The sequence below is a fragment of the Stenotrophomonas sp. YJH_SMC_82 genome (assembly GCF_059368875.1).
In genome coordinates, this window is record NZ_JCAFSE010000001.1 from 30,354 (window position 1) to 52,302 (window position 21,949).

The window sequence follows — 21,949 nt, forward strand, 5'->3', positions numbered from 1 at the left end:
CTGCCTGCGCGTTTCGCTGGAAATGCGCCACGTGCGGATCGCGATGCTAAGCTTCGCGTCCCCTTGGGGAGTAGCCGGATTCCTTCGCAGGAATCGTCCACGTCAACATACTCGGCCAGTGCGCCGTGGCGTGGACAACCATGATGGTTGGCGAGACCAGCGGCCCGCGCGCGCAACGTCAGGTTGGGCGCGAGCGCAGGCCGTGCGTCCGTCCTAGCCCGACCTCAGCCACCGCCCATGTCCCCCATTTCGATCCTCCTGATCGGCTTTGCCATGTCCACCGATGCCTTCGCCGCTGCAATCGGCAAGGGTGCGGCCATGCGCAAGCCGGTGTTCCGCGATGCATTGCGTGCCGGCATCATCTTCGGCGTCATCGAGGCGATCACGCCCATCATCGGCTGGCTGCTCGGTCGGGCTGCCCTGCAATACGTCGAAGCCTTCGACCACTGGATCGCCTTCGGCCTGCTCGGCGCACTGGGCATCCACATGATCTACAACGGCCTGCGCCCCGACAGTGCTGAGGACGACGAAGATCCGTCGCAACACCACGGCTTCTGGAAGCTGGCGCTGACCGGTTTCGCCACCAGCATCGACGCGATGGCGGTGGGCATCGGCCTGGCCTTCATGGATGTACATATCGGCGTGATGGCTGCGGTGATCGGCCTGTGCACGCTGACCATGGTCACCGTCGGCATCATGCTTGGCCGCGTACTGGGCAGCATGGTCGGCAAGCGTGCGGAGATCATCGGTGGCGTGATCCTGGTGATCATCGGCGCAACGATCCTGTACGAACACCTGCACGGCGTGGGGTAACGCCCGCCCCTGTAGAGCCGAGCCCATGCTCGGCTGCTTCACATGGCAGCCGAGCGTGGGCTCGGCTCTACATTGGAGCATTCGCCGACATGCAGCACGGCATTTCGCTGATGGAGAGACTGTCATGCGTGCCATAGCCTCTTCGCATGGCCAGTCCCGCACTCCGCTTTGGTCGCTGGTCGCAGACCGGCAATGTCTACGCGATCACGGCTGTGACACGCGCACGCCGTCCCTGGTTCGACGACAAGGCCAATGTCGATCTGCTGATCGAAGCGCTGCGCACCGTAGAGCGGACGGGGCGGACCTCCTCCCTCGCCTGGGTGGTCATGCCGGACCACCTGCATTGGTTGGTCGAGTTGCGTACCGGAACGCTGGCCGGCTGCATGCAGATCCTGAAGTCCCGGGGTGGAAGATCCATCGCCAGGCGCGTTGATGCGAACGCACCGATCTGGCAGCCGGGGTACTACGACCATGCGTTGCGCAGCGATGAGTGCCTGCGCACGCAGGCGATGTACATTGCAGCCAATCCAGTGCGTGCTGGGCTGGCCACGCGCATCGGGGAATACCCCTATGTATGGAGTCGATGGCGGCTTTGGGGGTGATCGGTATTGAGGCCAAGAGCAGCCGAGCATGGGCTCGGCTCTACAGGGGCATCATGAAGGCTGCGGAGCCGAGCACATGCTCGGCTCCGCAGTCCGTTACGATCAATCTTCTTCCGGCGGCAGCACGATGGCGTCGTCGTCGATCGCCAGCTTGCCGGCCATCAGCACGGCCTGGGTGCGGTTGGTCACGCCCAGCTTGCGCAGGATGGCGGTGACGTGGGCCTTGATCGTCGCTTCGGAGACATTGAGGTCGTAGGCGATCTGCTTGTTCAAGCGCCCAGCGCCGAGCATCTGCAAGACGCGGAACTGCTGCGGGGTCAGCTCGCGCAGGCGCTGGCCGACTTCGCGTTCTTCGCTGCCGGTGGGTGGCACGTTGTGCGCTTCCGGCGGTGCCCAGGTCTCGCCATCGAGGATGGTGCCCAGTGCGTGGCCGATGGTGTCCGAGTCGGCGGACTTGGGAATGAAGCCGAGCGCGCCGTGGTCGAGGGCACGGCGCATCACCGTGGCTTCTTCGCGCGCGGACACCACCACCACCGGCAGGTGCGGATGCAGCGAGCGCATGTGCACCAGCGCGTTGAAACCCTGCGCACCGGGCATGTTGAGATCCATCAGGACCAGGTCGGCGTCATTGTGCTGGTCGGCCAGTGCATACAGCGCTTCCACGCTGTCGGCCTCGAACAACTGCACGCCGGGGATGACCCGCTGCACGGCCCCGCGCAGGGCCTCGCGGAACAGCGGGTGGTCATCGGCAATCAGGAGGGTGGTCATGGTCGGGGGGAACCGTGGGGGGAAACTGCATGGGGCCAGATCCTCCGGGGTCAGAGCCCGTTCCTGGCGGAACGGGATCCGACCCCGGGGATCCGACCCCGGGTCGTACGTCAGCGCACCTTGCGCTCGTCCACCAGCGACGCCACCACCGACGGATCGGCCAGGGTCGAGGTGTCGCCAAGCTGGTCCGGCGCGTTCTCGGCAATCTTGCGCAGGATGCGGCGCATGATCTTGCCCGAGCGGGTCTTCGGCAGGCCCGGCGCCCACTGCAGGTGGTCCGGCGTGGCGATCGGGCCGATTTCCTTGCGCACCCAGGCAACCAGTTCCTTGTGCAACTCGTCGCTCGGTGCCTCTTCGGCCACCAGGGTGACGTAGGCGTAGATGCCCTGGCCCTTCACGTCATGCGGGAAGCCGACCACGGCCGCTTCGGCCACCTTCGGGTGCGAGACCAGCGCGCTTTCCACTTCGGCGGTGCCGATGCGGTGGCCGGACACGTTGATCACATCGTCAACGCGGCCGGTGATCCAGTAGTAGCCGTCCTCGTCGCGGCGGCAACCGTCGCCGGTGAAGTAGCTGCCCGGGTAGGTGCGGAAATAGGTATCGATGAAGCGCTGGTGGTCGCCGTACACCGTGCGCATCTGGCCCGGCCAGGAATCACGGATGATCAGGTTGCCCTCGGTCGGGCCGTCCTGGATCTCGCCATCGGCATTGACCAGCGCCGGCTGCACGCCGAAGAAGGGCAGGGTGGCCGAACCGGGCTTGAGGTCCATCGCGCCGGCCAGCGGCGAGATCAGGATGCCGCCGGTCTCGGTCTGCCACCAGGTATCGACGATCGGGCAGCGGCTGTCGCCGACCACTTCGTAGTACCAGCGCCAGGCTTCCGGATTGATCGGCTCGCCGACGCTGCCGAGCAGGCGCAGCGACGCGCGCGACGTCTTCTTCACCGGCTCCTCGCCTTCGCGCATCAGCGCGCGGATGGCGGTCGGGGCGGTGTAGAAGATGGTCACCTTGTGCTTGTCGATGACGTTCCAGAAACGCGAGGTATCCGGGTAGTTCGGCACGCCTTCGAACATCAGCGAGGTCGCGCCGTTGGCCAGCGGCCCGTACACGATGTAGCTGTGGCCGGTGACCCAGCCGACATCGGCGGTGCACCAGTAGACGTCGTCTTCGCGCAGGTCGAACACCGCTTCATGGGTGTAGGCCGCGTACAGCAGGTAACCGCCGGTGGTGTGCAGCACGCCCTTGGGCTTGCCGGTGGAACCGGAGGTGTAGAGGATGAACAGCGGGTCTTCCGCGTTCATGCGTTCCGGTTCGCAGGTGGACGGCTGGCTGTCCACCACATCGTGGAACCAGCGGTCGCGCGGGGCCTGCATGTCCACCGCGCCGCCGGTGTGGCGCACCACCAGCACGGTTTCAACCGTATTCGTGCCCGGCAGCTTCAGCGCGGCATCAACGTTGGCCTTCAGCGGAATCCTGCGGCCACCGCGCAGGCCCTCGTCGGCGGTGATGATCAGCTTGCTCTGGCAGTCGCTGACGCGGTCGGCGATCGAGTTCGGCGCGAAGCCACCGAACACCACCGAGTGGATCGCACCGATGCGCGCGCAGGCCAGCATGGCCGCCGCGGCGTCGACGATCATCGGCAGGTAGATGGTGACCCGGTCGCCCTTCTTGACGCCGAGGTTGCGCAGCGCGTTGCCGAGGCGGCAGGTGCGCTCGTACAGCTCGCGATAGGTCACATGCTGGGCCGGTGCATCCGGGCCGTCCGGCTCGAACAGCAGGGCGGTCTTGTCGCCGCGCGTTTCCAGCTGGCGATCCAGGCAGTTCACGCTGGCATTGAGCTCGCCATCTTCGAACCACTTGATGTGGAAGTCGGACAGGTCATAGCTGACGTTCTTGATCTTCGTCGGCTTGCGCATCCATTGCAGGCGCTCGGCGGCCTTGCCCCAGAAACCATCCGGGTCGGTCACCGACGCCTGGTACTGCTGTTCGTACGACGTCTTGTCGATGCGTGCCTTGGCGGCGAACTGCGGATCGACGGGGTAGATATCAGCCATGGCACCCTCACTTGCACGTTGACTTTGTATGTGCGGTCGCAGCATCGCAACGACCGATCCCCCTCAGTTTGCCCCATCCACCCCCGGCCGCGTCACCACCCTGGTTAGACCATGGTCGAAAGTGAGCGCCCAGCAGGGCCGGGTTCGACCAATGGCCAATAGCCGCTGTGCGCGAACGCCCCGCAGTCTCGGCTCGACCGTGCCCCACGCGCGGCATCACCTTGCCACTTGGGAGAGAGGGCAACATGAGCCACCGTACGTTGAAAGCCGTGCGCACACCTTTGGCGGCCTGCCTGTTGGTCGCCCTGGTCGCACCGGGCATGGCGTTCGCAGAGACCGCCAAAGAGAAGGCACTGGAAGCACGCGTTGCCGAACTGGAACGCCAGGTCCAGCTGCTGCTGTCTTCGCAGCAACAACAACAGACCCAGATCAGCCAGACCCAGCAGGCGGTGACCGAAGTGCGCACGGTGCAGGCCGGGCAGAAGCCGGTCGCCTCGGTGCCGGCGGGCAAGCAGCCGATCCAGGTCACCACCATCACTCCGGGCGCCGCGCCGGGCACCACGGTCAAGATCGGTGGCTTCATCAAGGCCGACTTCCTGGCCACCCAGACCAGCGATGGCCAGCTGGCCGACGACGCCACCGGCCGTTCGCTGTACCTGCCGGGCCAGACCCCGGTGGAAGGCGCCGGCGGCAGCGGCAAGCGTTCGGGCACCGACTTCAACGCCCACGCCAAGTTCTCGCGCTTCAACCTGGGCATCGACAACGTGAGCGAATCGGGCAACAAGGCCGGTGCGTTCTTCGAGATGGACTTCTTCGGCAACTCGCTGGGCAACCAGACCGCCACCAATACCTATGGCGTAACCCTGCGCCACGCCTACATGTACTGGAACAACTGGATGGCCGGCCAGACCTGGTCCAACTTCATGGACGCGGCCGCGCTGCCGGAGGCGGTCGACTTCGTCGGCCCCACCGACGGCGTGATCTTCGTGCGCCAGGCCCAGGTGCGCTACACCCAGGGCGGCTTCAGCGTCGCACTGGAAAACCCGGAAACCACCACCCTCACCGGTACCCGCAACCCGGTCACCGGGGCCTGGACCAACGCCAGCGCCAACTCCGACCGTGGCAGCCTGCCCGACCTGACCATGCGTTATGGCTGGAAGGGCGACTGGGGCACCTTTGGTGTCGGTGGCATCGTCCGCCAGTTGAAGGTGGACAACCAGGCCACCGGCGCGAAGGCCGACAAGGTGGCTGGCGGCCTGACCCTGGGCGGCAAGTGGGTGATGGGTGACAGCGATTCGCTGCACTACCAGCTGACCGGCGGCGAAGGCATCGCCCGCTACATCGGCCTGGGCATCACCGCCGACAGCGCCTACGACGTGGCCCGCGACGAGCTCAACCCGACCGGCGTGCTGGCCGGCTACGTGGGCTGGCGGCATGCGTTCTCGCCGAAGCTGCGCACCAACCTGATCTACGCGCGCAGCGACTACGACAACGACAGCATCCTCGGCCCGCTGGTGACCAAGAGCGTGCAGAGCATCCGCGGCAACATCTTCTATTCGCCGCTGCCCAAGGTCGATATCGGCGCCGAGCTGATGTACGGCCGCCGCGAAGTGGAGAACGGCAACAAGGGTGACATCACCCGGTTGCAGTTCACCACGAAGTACAGCTTCTAAGAGCGTGCCGGCCAGCGGCCGGCACCTACCGAGATGGGGTGCCGGCCAAGGTTGGCACCTGCCGAATTGAGTGCCGGCCAACGGTCGGCACCCACCCACAACGATTGCTTCGGAGGGGAAGCGTCTTATGTCCAGCACTGCACCAGGCCCGCACCATGCGGCGGGCACCCTGACCAAGGGCCACAAGAAAGTCATCTTCGCTTCGAGCCTCGGCACGGTCTTCGAGTGGTATGACTTCTTCCTGTACGGCTCGCTCGCGGCCATCATCGCCAAGCAGTTCTTCAGTGGCGTCAATGAAACCACGGGCATGATCTTCGCCCTGCTGGCGTTCGCTGCCGGCTTCTTCGTGCGTCCGTTCGGCGCGGCCTTCTTCGGCAGCCTCGGCGACCGCATCGGCCGCAAGTACACCTTCCTGGTCACCATCCTGATCATGGGCATCTCGACCTTCCTGGTCGGCGTGCTGCCCAACTACGCCTCGATCGGTTTCGCCGCACCGGTGATCCTGATCATCCTGCGCCTGGCCCAGGGCCTGGCGATGGGCGGCGAGTACGGCGGTGCCGCCACCTACGTGGCCGAGCACGCGCCGGACGACAAGCGCGGCCTGTACACCAGCTTCATCCAGTGCACCGCCACGCTCGGCCTGTTCCTGTCGCTGCTGATCATCCTGGCCTGCCGCATGACGCTGGGCAACGAGGCCTTCGAAGCCTGGGGCTGGCGCATCCCGTTCCTGGTCTCGATCCTGCTGCTGGGCATTTCGGTATGGATCCGCCTGCAGCTGAGCGAATCGCCGCTGTTCCAGCAGATGAAGGCTGAAGGCAAGGGCTCCAAGACCCCGTTCCGCGACAGCCTGAAGGGTGGCAACCTGAAGCTGATGCTGCTGGTCCTGCTCGGTGCGGCGGCTGGCCAGGCGGTGGTCTGGTACGGCGGCCAGTTCTACGCGCTGTTCTTCCTCAGCAGCATGCTGAAGGTCGATGCCACCACCTCCTACCTGCTGATCGCCGCTGCGCTGGCACTGGGCACGCCGTTCTTCATCTTCTTCGGCTGGCTGTCCGACCGCATCGGTCGCAAGAAGATCATCCTGGCCGGCTGCCTGCTGGCGGCCATCACCTACATCCCGATCTTCAAGGGCCTGACCCACTTCGCCAACCCGGCCATCGAAGAAGCCCGCAGCAGCTCGCCGGCCCTGGTCGTGGCCGATCCGGCTACCTGCTCGTTCCAGTTCGATCCGGTCGGCCTGCGCAAGTTCACCAGCTCCTGCGACGTGGCCACCGCCGCGCTGACCAAGGCCGGTGTGCCGTACGACGTGCAGCCCGCCGCCGCCGGTTCGCTGGCGATGGTGAACGTGGGCAGCGCCAGCGTCACCTCGTATGAGGCCGCCGGCCTGACCAAGGAAGAAGGCAAGGCCAAGGCCGATGCGTTCGGTGCGGAACTGAAGACCGCCCTGACCACCGCCGGCTACCCGGCCAAGGCCGATGGCGCCCGCATCAACATCGCCGGCACCATCTTCATGCTGTGGCTGCTGGTGCTGTACGTGACCATGGTCTACGGCCCGATCGCCGCCTACCTGGTCGAACTGTTCCCGACCCGCATCCGCTACACCTCGATGTCGCTGCCGTACCACATCGGCAACGGCTGGTTCGGTGGCTTCCTGCCGGCGATCTCGTTCGCGCTGGTGGCCGGTACCGGCAACCTGTACTACGGCCTGTGGTACCCGATCGCGATCGCACTGATGTCGGTGGTGATCGGCGGCCTGTTCCTGCGCGAAACCAAGAACGTGGATATCACCAAGTAACCGGTGGGTTCCATGCAGTGAAGGAAAGGCCGCGGTGCAGACCGCGGCCTTTTTGTTTGTGGGGTGGCGACCGGGGTCGGATCCCATTCGCGCGCGAATGGGCTCTGACCCCTCGCGGTATGCAGTACACGCTGCAGCCTTGTGCGGTCGATCAACAGTCAGCTCTACCCGCCGTACAGTGCCCTTCTCTGCGAGGGAGTGACGTCAAAGATCCCCGCATCGATCATCTTCCCGTAGTGGTCCCTGTTGCCTGGGCCTGGTGGGTCGCAGCGAAGCAGATTGTCGAGGGAACCATCGGGTGCATCCGAGGGACTCAGGCGGGCTGTGGCATAGTCCTCCGCAGTGGGACGCACCTCAGAGGGGTGCAGGTCAGGAAGGGCGGGAGATACCCAGGCGCCAGCGTCATTGAATTGCCCTCCACAGAATTGCCCGGTCTGACGCGCAAGCAGGCAACCGCTTCGTGTGTCGATGAAACCGCAGTACTGCCTTTCATGCAGAGAACGGCGTCCATCCGGCATGCCAACCTCACCGGATTCCACGTCAGTGACAAGCACATACCGACCGTCAGGGGACGTCGCCGGGTCGGTGTCGTACTCGAATAGAGAGTACGAGCGTTTGCGCGACGCTATGCGGCGCACCAGCTTGCCCTGTTTCATCACCGACAGGTTCCGGTAGCGTCCATTCTCCTCGCCGTCGTATCGCAAGGTGATGTTGCTGCGAGCGTGCACCCATCTCCCGCTGCCAGACTTCGCATCCTCTGTTGAAGCCGCTGCTGCGAGCACAGTGAAGATCAAGCTCAACAAATTCATTCTCCAGGAAACCGTCAATTTCAGGCGGGAGCATGTGATGGGCATCAGGGGCTGGTGGTGGTGGCTTCCGGGCATTCACCTTCATCCGCCAGCTGCCGCGTCGAGAACTCCTTGATGCACAACAAGCGCTGTTCACTCTCATCGCCTGCCCGACCAATTTCCCTGCGCAGCTGGTCGGCTCCCGGGCAGCGCGCAGCGCGAGCGACAACGAGGTTGCACACAGGAACAAACGGGAAGTACACGTCATGGCGTGGAATGTTCAGCTTCTCGTCCCAGGCCTTGAACGGGAAGAGTACATGTAACAGCCCATCTGCCGCCTCATCCTCGCTTGGTCGCGTGAGGGCGACATCCGGAGCATCCCTGAGCAACGTCGCATAGGCGTCCAGGAAGCGACGGCCGTACCGATCACGCTCCGCCGGTGTGCTCGCCTGCCGCAAGGCGGTGTAGTCCGGGAAGAGGCTGTCTACATCGGGTCCGCCGCAGGTCACGCCGGACGAACGTGAGCTGTCATTGTCCGTGGGCTGGACATGGCAGGTCGTACGTTCAAGTCTCTCTGCAAGTATCTCGAGCACCTTGCCAATACTGGCACCAGGTGTGGCATCGCCCTCGAGCTCGCCGACGACGACAGCCAGGCTGTCGCCCACCGATGGGATGTGTTCGCGCTCGGCGTTCAGGCCGACTGCCGCGACATCAATGGACTGCTCGCTGGCATCGGAAGCTCCGGCCATGAGAAGACATCCGGTCAGAAATGCAAATACGCGTCGCATCTACGCATGTTATTGGAGGTGGGATAATACCTTCAGCGCGCTGACGTCGTGCGGCAATGAAACAAGTACGAATCTACATATCAGCCCAGTATTTGATCGTACCGGTGCGGGATGACGTATCCAGCCACACGGAAGACGGGGACTTCTAGCAAGAACTGCCAACTTCTGACGCAAATGGCCCGAACTCCCTTTGTTCGCCAGTACGCTCCATAGCATGTGTGATTCATCGAATCGGATCGGGGAATGCGCAGCGTACTTCTGGCAGCGATCATCACTGTCTCAGCGCCAGCGGCCGGCGCAGAAACGCATGTAGCCGCCGGCGGTGCGACACCGCAGGGAAGCCTGCGAGTCGAGGAAAGATCGCCCGTGATCAAACAACTTTGCAAGACAGAGAAGGTCTGGCTGTCCTGGAACAAAGCCGTACCAAACGCAACGCTGGTGACCTGCGATTGCAGTTGCACATCGCATGACAACTCAGGATGGCTTGTTGAGGCGCAACCGGAAGTCGACACCTATCGGGTACATCGAGTCTCTCTCGGCAAGGTTTTCAGTCCCACGGAGTTACGTCGGGCTGGTGCGCGGATTCAGGACATCGTCTCGTCGCATCCGTGGTGTTCAGCCGCCAGACCGAGCGTGCCGACGAATGCCGTGTTCGCGACGTTGGTGAAGCAGCCCACGGAATCGGGCGATGAGCCTTACTGCTTTACACCCCACTTCTTCGTAGGTGATCCAAAAGCCCCCCTGAGAAGAACTCCAGTTTCGGGTGAACTGTTCTCCGATTCGCCCGCAGCAGAATCAGCAGTGATCGCGCGGGAGGTCAAGATGCTGCGTGACTGGAGGCGGGAGTTTGCGCCTGAGTAGGGCCTTGGTGCCCTCGGACAAGAAGTGAGGGCTATACATTATGGAGTTTCAATGATGTTTGTTTTGAAGCGGGTGGCGCTGGCATTTCTTGCTGGCCCACCTCTGCTCTTGTCTGCCTACGCTGTGGAAGCCAGCGCGATCTATGGCGTCAACCACACCCATTGGGCGATCAACCGGTTCAGTGTCGATGGCCGTTCGGCGATTGACATTATTGGTCCGTATCAAGGTGGCGGTGGAGGGTGCTGCTACATGGCCCCAGATCAATGGCAACCAGGAACGATGGTACGGGTCGATTGGGAAACGGGGGTAGGAGGCTCAAATGGATTTCCTGGATTTGCTGATGAGGCGAAGTACGACGCCTGGCTGCAACAAATCGAGGCACAAAAGCGTTACCACAGCAAAATCGTCGCCGTCCCGGATTACACCAACCAGAATGTCTGCGGCATCACTGTACATTTCCTGCCCTGCGATGAGATTCAGGTCACCACTTCCTGTTACGCCTACGGCAGCCCCGAGTACCCGATCAAGATTCCGCTTGAGTTGCCAGAGCCACAGTCATGCCCGGCAGATCGAACCGACCAGCAGAAGACGTGGTGATGGACGGGTTTGCATGCGAGGGTGAACGCATGCAAGGCGGTTGGGAGGTATCCCAATGAGAGCCCGTGCCACGGCGTGAAGGTTGGCATGCGAGCCAAGCATGGCTCGACCCTACAATCGGCCCATGACCACCACCGTCCCCGCCGACCTGCCCGCCCTCCTGCACACCCTGCGCAGCGCCTGGCAGTCGCAGCGCCCGTCGCTGGACCAGCGCGAAGCTGACCTGCGCCGCCTGCGCGAGGCGCTGAAGCCGCGCCTGGACGAGATGGCCCAGGCCATCGCCGAGGACTTCGGCCACCGTGCCCACGTTGAATCGAAACTGGCCGATGGCATGAGCGTGCTGTCGGCCATCGACCACCTGCGTCGCCACCTGCGGCGCTGGTCGAAGCCGCAGCGGGCATCGGCGGGATGGAAGCTGTGGCCGGCGCGCGCGCAGCTGCGGCCGACGCCGCTGGGCGTGGTCGGGGTGATCTCGCCCTGGAACTACCCGGTCACGCTGGCATTGGTGCCTTTGGCCACCGCCATCGCCGCCGGCAACCACGTATTGCTGAAGCCTTCGGAACACACTCCGCGCACCAGCGCGTTCCTGGCCGATCTGCTGGCCAGCGTGTTCCCGCCCGATCGGGTGGCAGTGGTGCAGGGTGGGGCGGACGTGGCGGCTGCGGTGTCTTCGCTGCCGCTGGACCATCTGCTGTTCACCGGCTCGACGGCGGTCGGCCGCAAGGTGATGGCCGCCGCGGCTGAGCATCTGGTACCGGTCACGCTGGAACTGGGCGGCAAGTCGCCGGCCATCGTCTGCCGTGATTTCCCGCTGGACAAAGCCGCCGCACGGCTGGCCACCGGCAAGTGGTTCAACGCGGGCCAGACCTGCATCGCGCCGGATTATGTGCTGATCGATACCGCGCGCCAGCGCGAGTTCGTGCAGGCGCTGCAGCAGCAGGTGCGCGAGCGCTATGGCGACTTCAGCGATGCCGACGACTACACCCGCATCATCAATGAAGGCCAGTACCGGCGCCTGCAGGGCTACCTGGGACAGGCGCGGCAGCGCGGGGTGCCGGTGATTCCGCTGGCGCAGGTGGACGACGCGCGCGCCGACCGCGAGCGCCTGCTGGTACCGACCGTGGTGCTGGACCCGCCGGACGACCTGGACCTGATGCGCGAGGAGATCTTCGGGCCGATCCTGCCCGTGCGGGCCTACCCGGACCTGGAGGCGGCGCTGGCCGACATGCTGTCCCGTGACCGGCCGCTGGCGCTGTATCCCTTCAGCCATGACACGGCCACGGTGGAGCGCATCCTCGGCCAGGTGGTGGCCGGCGGGGTGACGGTCAACGACACGCTGCTGCACTTCGCCGCCGATGGCCTGCCGTTTGGCGGGGTAGGGGCTAGCGGCATGGGCGCGTACCACGGCCGGGCCGGGTTCGATGCGATGAGCAAGCGGCTGCCGGTGCTGTGGCAGTCGCGCTGGGCGGCCAGCGACCGGCTGCGGCCGCCGTATTCGAAGATTGCGGGTTTGTTGCGGTTCCTGCTGCGGTAACGCTGGCGGGGGGGCATGGGGTTGCCGGCCAGCGGCCGGCACTACCCGGTAGGTGCCAACCTTGGTTGGCACACCCAATTGCGATCACACCAGGGCTTCAGCCTCGAACTGTGCAGTGGCCCTCTTGCCCATGGCACCTTCAATCAGAGCCAACAGAGCCAGCTGGCGTTGGTTCCAAAGCCCTTCAAAGTCATCTGCGCGCAGGGCCTCCGCGGGAATGCGATGACTCGCCAGCAGAGCATCCATGCCAACGTCGTCAAGTTGCACCTGCTTGTGTGACTGCAGCGCAGACAGATAGTGGGACGGTGCTGAGCCACCAATCATGCGATTCGCCCTATAGGAGATCGGCGTCTTGTTGATGATCGAATCGTAGCGACGGCGCGGAATGTCCTGTTTCTCGCACCAGTCACGCGGGAAGATGTGATGAATGTCGAGCGCGATCTCGTCGGCTTCAAGGTCGCGGATTCGCCCCTTCCAGTACAGATCCTGCGCACCCTCGCGTAGCACCAGCACGTTGATACCCTTGTAGGCGGCACTCAATCGTGAGGAAAGCGAAGCCAGGCGATCGATCTGGAAAGCAGCGTCAGAGATCGTTCGCGGCTGCAGGGCGTCCTGCTCAATCCAGCCCAACAACTCCTCCACATCATTGGCCATGCGCGTTTCCACCGCGCCGCCATACAGTTCACCGAGCACGCCGCACCAGTACCACTGGGCTAGCTTCTGGTGGACCTGCGGTTCGCGCCACCGCTCATCGGCACCAATCAATGCCAGCACTGCAGCCAGCGGTGCCAACTGAGTGCGGTAGGGCAGGTCGCGTGGAGAGATGAAGCACTCATGGCGCAGGAACTTGGCGGCACGGATGAAGCCCTGTTCCACCACGTCTGCCCAGCGCTGATAGGCTTCCAGTGGAAGCTCCAGCACCGAGGCTCGTTTGGCGCTCACAGGTGTCACCTGATTGCCGCTCTTTCCGGCGGCCAGATCGGCGCGTCGCTTCTCCAGCGTATGCAGCATGGTCACGGCCTGCAGGAAATCGGTGTTCTCCACGCTCTTCAGAAGCGGCTCCCTGGCCAGCCGCTTCTGCCGCGAAATAACGCCGCGTTGCTGGCTGCCATACCAATCGTCGCGCAGGTTGTAGCCATCGGCGGCATAGGTAGCGGTGACCAGCTCGAATACCGACAGCGGAACGCCGCCGGTGTTGACCTTTTCGAAGACCAGACACACAGCTTCCTTGCTGGTTTCCTTCTTCAGCACGATGAGTGGAATCTGATACTCGTTGTAGGCATCGAGAACCTGCTTCTTGAATTCGAAAAATTGCGGGACCGCAGCGGCGTTGTATTGATAGAGATCCTGCAGCCAGCCCATGCCTTCCAGAATTTCAGAGCACGGGAAGTATTCCTGCTGGCACTCCAGTTCGCGTGTGGAAAGATCCCGGTCCAGCCTGCGGCCGAAGTCACTGCGTTGTTGACGCGTGCCGTCGGTGGCAATGATCGCCTCGTCCAGGCGGTCCGGCCCGGCCAATGCAGTGGGGATATGGATGTAGTAGTGGCGATCAACCGGCCTGCCTTTGTCCGTCGTGGTCTTGACCGGCCCGGACAGCTTGAGAACCTGAGTGAGCGTGGTCAGACGTTGCTGTCCGTCCAGGATCAGCTTCTCCGGAGGCAGCAGGCCCTCATGCGGGACATTCTCAACAGGGCGCACCTGGAAGCGCACCGCGCCACCTGTCTCCAGCAGCATTACCGCGCCCACCGGGAATGAACGGCCAAGGCTGACCAGCAGGCTGCGCACGTGCTCATCGTCCCAGACCCAGCCTCGCTGGAAGTCCGGCAGCTGGATCTTGCCGTCAACGATGTCCTTGAGGAGATCTTTCAGTGGCAGCTTGGTACTGTCGAAGGTAGTCATACGGGTGATTCCTTTCGAGGTCGATGATTAGTTGGATGCAGCCTTGCGACCACGCTTGGGTTTAGGTGCAGCAGCACGCTGGACGCGGATGCGCTCGAGCAATACGCTGGCCGGCTCGTCGTTGGGATCTTGGGGGACCAGTTCGCCACGGAAGGCTTTAGCGAGGATGCGTTGGGTCAGGGTATCGATGCGCATTCTGGCCGTTACGACCTTAGTTTCCAGCTGGTCAGCTATGGCGAAGAGTTGTTCGACACGGCGCACAATCTCTGCCTGCTCCGCTGGTGGTGGCATGCCGATAGGAAGTGCCATCAGTGCAGCCTGAGTTAGCTTTGCTCTTCCTGTGGTTCCGGTCAGCCACGGCGTGACGTCGTAGTGCATCAATGTGTAGCAGAGGTAGGACTGCCCAATCCTGTCATGTGCTCGGAGCGCATGGACGTGATTGTTGACCCAGCACTTCCCTGAGTGCATATAGGCAATTGGCTTCACTCGACCGTAGAACGTTTCATCTTCCGTCACCAGAACAAGGTCATCGTCAAAGATGAACTCATCCACGCGGTCAACTTCACCATTAGCGCCAAAGTATGGATACGTACCGACAGTTGCCATACGGAGCTCTTTTTTAACGGGGACGCGCATGCTATCCAAGCATTCGGCGACGCTGGAAACGCTGGTAACGATCCAGGAATCTGGAACATCAATGTTCCTTGTTTCAGTGTCTGGCATAACCGGGGGCTTGAAACGAGCCCTTGGTTCTTCGCGTCTTGATTCAAGTATGCGTCTGAGGTATTCGCCGGCCGATTCATTGCCTTGAGCGCCATTGGAATCGCGCCAGTCCTGCGTCAGCCGGCCACTTGCGGCGGTAACTAGAACTGCATGGCGGAAGCGCTTAATTAGCGGAAGAATGGTGCTAACCCGTTCCCTCAATGAGTCGGCTTGTGTCAGCAACGCATCCAGCTTCTGCGCGATGCGCTTCTGCTCTGCTTCCGGAGGCAACGGCATTTCAATTGCACGTAGGGCGTCCTGCGAGATGTTTCGCATAGAGAGCTGATTGCCAGTAGCCAACGATTCGATCTGGGCTCTGCCCGATTCTGATCTGAGGCAGATGAGTGCCCACTCGCGCAGCGACTCAGGCAGCTCCAGGCGCAGAACCTTGTCACTCAAGTACAGGTGCTTAGAAATTTTCTGCACAATTACCGGCGCACCAACGAGCTCCAGGGTGTTCGCTCGAGAGATCAGCAGATCGCCAGGCCGGATCCTGTTGCGTTCGTCGAGACCCTCTGCGGTCAGTAGGGTTTTGCTCTCGATCTCGTCGAACTCGCCCCACGTTACGGCACTGATCTTGACCAACCCAGGCTCGTTGCCTTCAGGGGGGCGTTCGTCGCACTTCACGCTCTTCCCGGCTTGGATGTGGCAGAGGAGATCTCCGAGCTGGCAGCTGGCCCAGCCTTCAGGCAACTCACTCACAGTCCACCCCATTGCCGGAGATCTGCATCCCCATTACGTCAGCCAACAACCGCTTCTGCTCCAACGCTTCATCTCCAGCACCCAGCGCCTGCATCAACGCATCCAGTTCCCTCAGCGCCTCCGACAGCTCCGCCATCGCCTCAGCCGCCAGCACTTCCGGCGCAGGCAGATTGCCCGCATCCACGCTGTCAGCATCCTTCAGCCACGTGATATCCAGCGAATCACCGCGTTCCTTGATCTGATCGCGCGTGAAGCAGCGGAACCGGCCTTCCTCGCCCTCATCCACTCGCGGGCTGCGCCCATTTGCGTCTACTCCGTAAGCCTCTTCAAACGGCTTCAAGTGCACGGGACCAAACGGTGTCCGCTTGCCAAAGCTGGGCATGTTGCTGCGCAAGTCATACACCCAGGTGGCCGTGGTGCACCCCGTTTCCTGGCGCGGATTCTCTGCCGTGCCCTTCTGGAAGAACAGCACATTGGTCTTCACACCCTGCGCGTAGAAAATTCCGGTGGGCAGGCGCAGTAACGTATGCAGATTGCACTTTTCCATCAGGTCGCGGCGGATCTCGGTTCCGACGCCCGATTCAAACAGCACATTGTCCGGCAGTACTACCGCCGCACGCCCGCCGGGCTTGAGCCCGCGATAGATGTGCTGCAGGAAGGCCAACTGCTTGTTGCTGGTGCGATAGGTCAGGTCATCACGGGTGGGGCCGCCGCCGCCCTTGGCCGTACCGAACGGCGGATTGGAAAGGATGACGTCCGCCTTGGCCAGTCCTGCGCCTGCATTGCCCAGGCTGTTGCCCAGCTGCACCACGCCTTCGCCCTCGCCATCCATGCCATGCAGCAGGCAGTTCATCAATGCCAGGCGACGGGTACCCGGAACGAGCTCCATGCCGACAAAGGCCTTGCGGCGCTGGAAGCGGCGCTCCTTGTCCGTCAGGGTGTACAGATCATCGGTCTGCGATTTGATGTACCCATCTGCGGCAATCAGGAAGCCAGCGGTACCTGCCGCAGGGTCTTGAATGGTCTCACCCGGCTGTGGCCTCAGGCAGCGAATGATCGAGTCGATCAACGCGCGCGGGGTAAAGTACTGTCCCGCGCCAGACTTGGTTTCATTCGCGTTCTTCTGCAGGAGACCTTCGTACAGGTCGCCAAGGCCATCCTCGCGCGCGCTGAACCAATCCAAGCCGTTCAGGGCCTTGATCAGCGTCTCCAGATGCCGCGGCTCCTTCAGGCTGGTCTGCGCATCGGCGTAGATGGCCGCGATCATCAGATCATCGCTCTGGCTAAGATCGAGCAGCATGCGCTTGTAGCCGGTCAGTAGCTTGGTACCTGACAGGGCTGTCAGGTCGGGCCACCGGCAGCCTGCGGGAAGCTTGTGTTCGAACGCTTCGTTGTTCTGCACCTGCTCGTATTCCATTTTCAGGAACAGCAGCAACACCAGTTCGGTGACGTAGTCACTGTAGTTGATGCCATCGTCGCGCAGGACGTCGCAGAGGTTCCAGAGTTTCTGGACGATATCGTTATGGTTCATGGGTGCTGTCTTCCGTAGATGCAGTAAAGGCAGGCAGGGACGCGTCCGATGCCGGCCAATTGATTTCGTAGCGGGTGCTGCGGCCTCCGCCGGGCAGGCGGCGCAGGCAGCCCTTTTCCAGCAGATCGGCCAAGTGGCGCGTGGCGGTCGCCTTGGAGACCTTGGCCACGGTCTGGTACTGGCTGGCACTGATGCCCAGTGCGAAACCTCGCTCTCCGCCATCCAGCAGACGATTCAGTACCTTGGTCTGTTCGGCGGACAGCGGCTGCTCCCGGTGCGCCTGCCAGTAGCGTGTCTTGGTCAGAACCTTGTCGATGCGCTGCACCGCCTGGGTCAGACTGGTATGGAGAGTCTCCAGGAACCAGTGCAGCCACGCTGTGATGTCCAATCCACCCTTCTGGGTCGTCTCCAGGCTGCGGTAGTAGCCGTTGCGGTCGGCCAGGATGGCGGCCGAGAGCGCATGAAAACGGATTGCCTGCGGTTGCGATTGGGCCAGCGCAAGATCGGTCAGGGCCCGGGTCAACCTGCCGTTTCCGTCGTCGAACGGGTGCAGGGTAACGAACCAGAGGTGGGCAATACCGGCGCGCAGCAGCGGGTCGAGTGTTGCGTCCCGGCGGGAGCTGTTGAACCAGTCGAGGAACGCATCCAGCTGCGACTCCAGGCCCTGGCGGGGCGGGGCCTCGAAGTGCACGCGTGGTCGATCGATCCTGCCGGAGACCACCTGCATGGGAGCCTCGCCGCGAAGCTGCCCTATCCGGATGCGGTTGGCGAGCAGGGTGTCTTCCTCGTCGGGAAACAACCAGTGATGCCAACGCATCAAGCGCGGAAGATCCAAGGGCTCTTGCGCGTGGCCCGTGGCGTCCAGCATCAGCTCGGCCAGTCCCTCGCTTCGGGCAGTGGTGCGGCGTGGTGTGGCATCCACCATGCCCAGGTGACGCGCCAGCGATGACCGGACCGAGCCGACATCCAGATGCTCGCCCTCGATCTCTGAAGAGGTGACAATACTGGAGAGGAGGGCATTCAGCGCCTGCTCGCATTGTGTGTCACCCCCAACGGCTCCCGCCATGCCCAGCACTTGGCCATAGGCTTGCTGGCACTCGCGAAGGTCCACAGCAAGCTCGTCCGCTTTCCAGTGAAAATGCGGCCACTCGGGATGCTGCCAGATCCAGTGCGGGGAGCTCATGGGCGGGTTTCCAGAACAGTGAGCCGAGCAAGGGGGCTATTCGGCTCGTTATTTGAGCCGATTATGCATCCTATTCGGCTCATCCGCTATGTTCAACCTGCCTGTTCCCAGACTGTTTCGCCCAAGGTGTCGAGCACATGGTCCAGCCTGCCTTCCAGCAGGCGATCAAGCTGCGGCGCGCCGCCATCCCCGATGAAGACCCGTTGAACGTCTTCACGGTCCATGACGACTTCATGCACCAACTGCTGGGCCAAACGGCCCAGCCATTTTCGCTGCACCGGAGTCCACGCCCGCTGGGCGTAAATGCTCCGCATTGCCCGCTCCACGCGCTGCTCAAAGGGTACAAGCGCCTCCCCCAATGCCGCGCGCCGGATGTGGCCGATGATGCTGGCCGCGACCTCTTGCTGGGTGCTGTCACGCCAGGCGCCCCGCAGGTGGGCCTCGCTGTAGCCATTCTGGTCCAGCAGCAAGCGAACCTCCTTCAGCTGTGCCCGGGTCAGGTCTCGCGGCCGGTTGACGATGACACTCAAGGCCGCGGATTGGTTGATCTGATCCCGAATGAACGCGTTGAAGCTGTCCAGATAGTCCTCCGGAGCTTCATTCACGCCATAGCTCTGCTCGCGTGAGAGCAGTTCGTCTTGATGCTCGGCAATGATGGGGTAACGCTCGGTTCCCAACAGTTGGTTCACTTCCTGCAGTTGTTGCGGCAAGTTGGAATGACGCTTCAGGAACGCAGCCGCCTCGCGTGCGCCCAGTCCATGTAGGTGCTTGTGCAGTTGTGCAGGCGGCACCCCCCATTCGGCCTCCAGCGCATCGAGCTTGTCGCGTACGTCCTTCCTGCGCTCAGCCTTGTGCTCGGCCTGGCGCAGCACGCGCATGATGCGCTGGCTCAGCTGGGCCAGCGCATCATCCGCGTGACTTCCGCCATCATTGCCGGGTGCACTGAAGCTCGCTTCATGGCCGAGCTCACCAATCAGTTGCTCGATACTGACGTTCGCGTCCTTCACGAGCGGTTTCATGGTGTCCACCTCTTCAAGGGCGGCATACAGATCCACCGGATCGAAGATGCGGAATACGGTCTTGCCGATTTCATCACAGCGACGGGTCGCGCGCCCCTTCATCTGTTCATAGAGGATGCGCGAGCGGACCCGACGCATGAAGACCAGATTGCTGATGGTGGGCACGTCGATGCCGGTGGTAAGCAAATCAACGGTAATTGCGATATTGGGATAGCGCTCATTCTTGAAGCAACGAATGAGCTGGTCGACCTTGTCGCTATCCCCGACAATGACCGCGACGCTCGCCTGATTGTACTGATCGCCATGCATGGCCTTCAGTGCTTCATCCAGCCGGTTCTTGACGTGCTCTGCGTGCTTCTTGCTGACACAGAAGATCAGCGTCTTCTCCTCGCCATCAGGATCCAGTTCCTTGGCAAGCTGCTCACAGACGACCCGATCAAAATTGGGTGTAATGACACGACGGTTGAACGACTCGATATTGAAATCGAGCTCGTCCTCCAGCTCCGCGGTATCCACTTCGCCCGTGTGAATGTTGACCACACTGACCTGATCTCCACTGTCGAAATGGATGCCGTTGCGGCTGAGCAGTGTTTCGAAACGGATTGGAGGCTCGTGGTCGATCAGCCAATCGTCAGCTACAGCTTCCCGATAACTGTAGGTGTAGATGGGCTTTCCGAAAATTTCGGTTGTGTGCTTGGCCGGGGTCGCTGTCAGACCAATTCGGCAGGCATCAAAGTAGTCCAGAACCCGGCGATACTGCGACAGATACTGCGCATGATCGCGCACGGCCAGCTCACCCTCGGTCATGTCCTGGTCGAGGGTGTAGCCGCGGTGGGCCTCGTCGACCACGATGCAATCGAACGTTCCGATTGCTGGCGGCGTGTCCGACTGGAAGATGCGCCTTACCATTGCCTGTACGGTTGCGACCTGAACTCGGGTTTCGTTGGCAGTCCGCGTGTCGTCCAACCCGTCGAGGTTGTAGATCTGGGCCAGTGTCTGATTCTGTTCCAGCGTCATCTCGGCCATTGCTTCACTGGCTTGTGTGCCTAGTGCTGAGCGATCCACCAGGAACAGGATGCGATTGAATCGCTCGCTCTTGAGCAACCGGTAGATCAATCCGATCATGGTGCGTGTCTTGCCGGTGCCGGTGGCCATAGCCAACAGACAGTTGCGCTCACCTGTAGCGAGGGCCTCCTCCACGGCACGGATCGCATGCAGCTGGTAGTCGCGCAGGCGAAGGTAGCTCATGCCCTCTTGTTCGAGTTCTGCCTCTGCCTTGGCACGGTCACGCTTGAGCTGGTCAAGAATATCCGCTGGTGTATGGAAACCGTGCAGCGACCGCCGCAGATTGGAGGGCGAGCGGAGATCGCGGAACCAGACGCCCGACTGCTCGGCAAGTTGCTTGACGAATGGACGTCCATTGCAGGCGAATGCCAAAGGCACCTGGAACGTTCCACCCTGGCCGTCCTCCCAGCCAGCATGCAAGCCTGCACCGGCCCACGCCATTTCGACGCCACCCTCAGCGGTCAGGTCGCGCGCATAGCGCTCGGCCTGAGGAATGCGATCGGCGACATTGACCCCTTTGCGCTTGGCCTCAACGATGGCAACCGGCGTCAGACCGATGAAGAGCACATAGTCTGCATTGGCATGAGGTACAGAGGTTGGCCATTCCGCAATGGCCAAGTTGCGGCCCTTCTCCGGACGGGCGCCCTTCGCGTAGGTGAGCTCCAGCGAGTCGGCTTCCCATCCCGCATCGCGAAGCTGCTGGTCAATCAGGATGCGGGTGAGATCTTCGCTCAGCTCGAAGCTGGCGCTGGATCGCTGTGTGCTCCGGGCAACCTGCTGCGTCGCGCTCGTTGCGACCCCGACGGAAGCTTGAAGGTCCGCTACACGTTGCTCGAACTCTGCCCGAAGCTGCTGTAGTTCCTGTTCGCGCTGAGCGACTGCCGCTGCGAGCTCCCGGGCCTCGGCATCCATAGCCTCAGCCAATTCTGCATTGAGTTGTACCTCGCGCTCTTTCAGGTCAATCAGGGCTTTGCTCTGATCGTGCTGCTGACGCGCGGCATCCAGCTCGGCTTGCAGTTGGCCGACCTGATGCTGGATCTCACGCAGGGGTGCTGCAGGATCCTTGGGGGGGAGGAACGGGCCCGGCTTGAACTGGGCCGCGTTGGTGCCAAAAGCACGGTGGTACCAGATCGCCAGTTCCCGCGCGACTTTGAGGCCGTCCATGGCTTCACGATGCTGGGTGGCAAATTCGTGCGTCGCCTTGTTGCCCTCGACACGAAGGACCCGGAACAGGTCTTGCACCTTTGGATCCAATTGCAGTTCACGGCCCAACTGATACAACAGGCTGGCTTGACTGGTCTGGGAATCCCGACGAATGGCGGCACGGGCGGCAAGGTCCTGTGCGATGGCCTCGCCAAGTTGCCTCAGCTTGATCAGTGTCGTGTTGGGATCACTGGCGAAGACCTGTTCGGCCATCATTGCCAGCTTCAGGAAGACAGGATCGTGTTCCTGCAGGAAATGAAAGTTGCTGTCGGCAGTCACACGCGTATCCATACAGGGGCGCTCGGCGGCGGGTGG

15 protein-coding genes and 1 riboswitch are annotated in these 21,949 nt (G+C 62.5%); of the genes, 7 read left to right on the forward strand and 8 right to left on the reverse strand.

Annotated elements, in window-relative coordinates; genetic code table 11:
• Nucleotides 1-59: 59 nt before the first annotated feature.
• Nucleotides 60-149: riboswitch (yybP-ykoY riboswitch) on the forward strand.
• Nucleotides 150-237: 88 nt separating this feature from the next.
• Nucleotides 238-813, forward strand: a complete 576-nt coding sequence (locus AC5P53_RS00105; protein WP_032957840.1) for a manganese efflux pump MntP — start codon at nt 238-240, stop codon at nt 811-813.
• 146 nt (nt 814-959) lie between these two features.
• On the forward strand, nt 960-1,415 hold the full coding sequence (locus AC5P53_RS00110) for an REP-associated tyrosine transposase (RefSeq protein WP_049442103.1): 456 nt from the start codon (nt 960-962) through the stop codon (nt 1,413-1,415).
• 102 nt (nt 1,416-1,517) lie between these two features.
• Here AC5P53_RS00110 and AC5P53_RS00115 read toward each other — a convergent pair whose 3' ends face one another.
• Both AC5P53_RS00115 and acs read right to left on the reverse strand, forming a co-directional pair.
• Nucleotides 1,518-2,183: a response regulator transcription factor gene (locus tag AC5P53_RS00115; protein ID WP_006477308.1), complete on the reverse strand. Its 666-nt coding sequence runs from the start codon at nt 2,181-2,183 to the stop codon at nt 1,518-1,520.
• A gap of 110 nt (nt 2,184-2,293) precedes the next feature.
• Nucleotides 2,294-4,237: an acetate--CoA ligase gene (gene acs / locus AC5P53_RS00120; RefSeq protein ID WP_495227038.1), complete on the reverse strand. Its 1,944-nt coding sequence runs from the start codon at nt 4,235-4,237 to the stop codon at nt 2,294-2,296.
• Between the two features lie 245 nt (nt 4,238-4,482).
• Here acs and AC5P53_RS00125 point away from each other — a divergent pair, with 245 nt between their 5' ends.
• A complete protein-coding gene (locus AC5P53_RS00125; RefSeq protein WP_032957835.1) occupies nt 4,483-5,910 on the forward strand; it encodes a DcaP family trimeric outer membrane transporter in 1,428 nt (475 codons plus the stop codon).
• Between the two features lie 127 nt (nt 5,911-6,037).
• Complete coding sequence (locus AC5P53_RS00130; protein ID WP_014648890.1) at nt 6,038-7,702, forward strand: MFS transporter; 1,665 nt, start codon at nt 6,038-6,040, stop codon at nt 7,700-7,702.
• A gap of 853 nt (nt 7,703-8,555) precedes the next feature.
• Here the strand turns inward: AC5P53_RS00130 and AC5P53_RS00135 are convergent.
• Complete coding sequence (locus tag AC5P53_RS00135; RefSeq protein WP_126411535.1) at nt 8,556-9,239, reverse strand: hypothetical protein; 684 nt, start codon at nt 9,237-9,239, stop codon at nt 8,556-8,558.
• A 282-nt stretch (nt 9,240-9,521) separates the two neighbouring features.
• Here AC5P53_RS00135 and AC5P53_RS00140 point away from each other — a divergent pair, with 282 nt between their 5' ends.
• The 3 genes from AC5P53_RS00140 (at nt 9,522) to AC5P53_RS00150 (ending at nt 12,270) form a co-directional block, all read left to right on the forward strand.
• On the forward strand, nt 9,522-10,139 hold the full coding sequence (locus tag AC5P53_RS00140) for a hypothetical protein (RefSeq protein WP_126411534.1): 618 nt from the start codon (nt 9,522-9,524) through the stop codon (nt 10,137-10,139).
• Between the two features lie 54 nt (nt 10,140-10,193).
• Nucleotides 10,194-10,736 (forward strand): Tli1a family immunity protein, encoded by a 543-nt coding sequence (tli1a, locus tag AC5P53_RS00145; protein ID WP_126411533.1) that lies wholly within the window; start codon nt 10,194-10,196, stop codon nt 10,734-10,736.
• Nucleotides 10,737-10,860: 124 nt separating this feature from the next.
• Nucleotides 10,861-12,270, forward strand: coding sequence for a coniferyl aldehyde dehydrogenase (locus AC5P53_RS00150; protein ID WP_241887608.1), 1,410 nt, complete (start codon nt 10,861-10,863; stop codon nt 12,268-12,270).
• Nucleotides 12,271-12,354: 84 nt separating this feature from the next.
• On the opposite strand, the gene AC5P53_RS00155 is transcribed toward AC5P53_RS00150, so the two are convergent.
• From AC5P53_RS00155 to hsdR, 5 genes are all read right to left on the reverse strand, one after another.
• Nucleotides 12,355-14,169: a DUF262 domain-containing protein gene (locus tag AC5P53_RS00155; protein ID WP_126411531.1), complete on the reverse strand. Its 1,815-nt coding sequence runs from the start codon at nt 14,167-14,169 to the stop codon at nt 12,355-12,357.
• A 27-nt stretch (nt 14,170-14,196) separates the two neighbouring features.
• Nucleotides 14,197-15,633: a restriction endonuclease subunit S gene (locus tag AC5P53_RS00160; protein ID WP_172601374.1), complete on the reverse strand. Its 1,437-nt coding sequence runs from the start codon at nt 15,631-15,633 to the stop codon at nt 14,197-14,199.
• Nucleotides 15,626-17,164, reverse strand: coding sequence for a class I SAM-dependent DNA methyltransferase (locus tag AC5P53_RS00165; RefSeq protein ID WP_126411529.1), 1,539 nt, complete (start codon nt 17,162-17,164; stop codon nt 15,626-15,628). The genes AC5P53_RS00160 and AC5P53_RS00165 overlap by 8 nt, the downstream gene beginning before the upstream one ends.
• The gene (locus AC5P53_RS00170) at nt 17,154-18,347 is read right to left on the reverse strand and encodes a Fic family protein (protein WP_126411528.1); all 1,194 of its coding nucleotides are present in this window, start codon (nt 18,345-18,347) and stop codon (nt 17,154-17,156) included. The genes AC5P53_RS00165 and AC5P53_RS00170 overlap by 11 nt, the downstream gene beginning before the upstream one ends.
• Before the next feature lie 92 nt (nt 18,348-18,439).
• On the reverse strand, nt 18,440-21,913 hold the full coding sequence (gene hsdR, locus AC5P53_RS00175) for a type I restriction-modification system endonuclease (protein WP_126411527.1): 3,474 nt from the start codon (nt 21,911-21,913) through the stop codon (nt 18,440-18,442).
• Between the last annotated feature and the right edge of the window lie 36 nt (nt 21,914-21,949).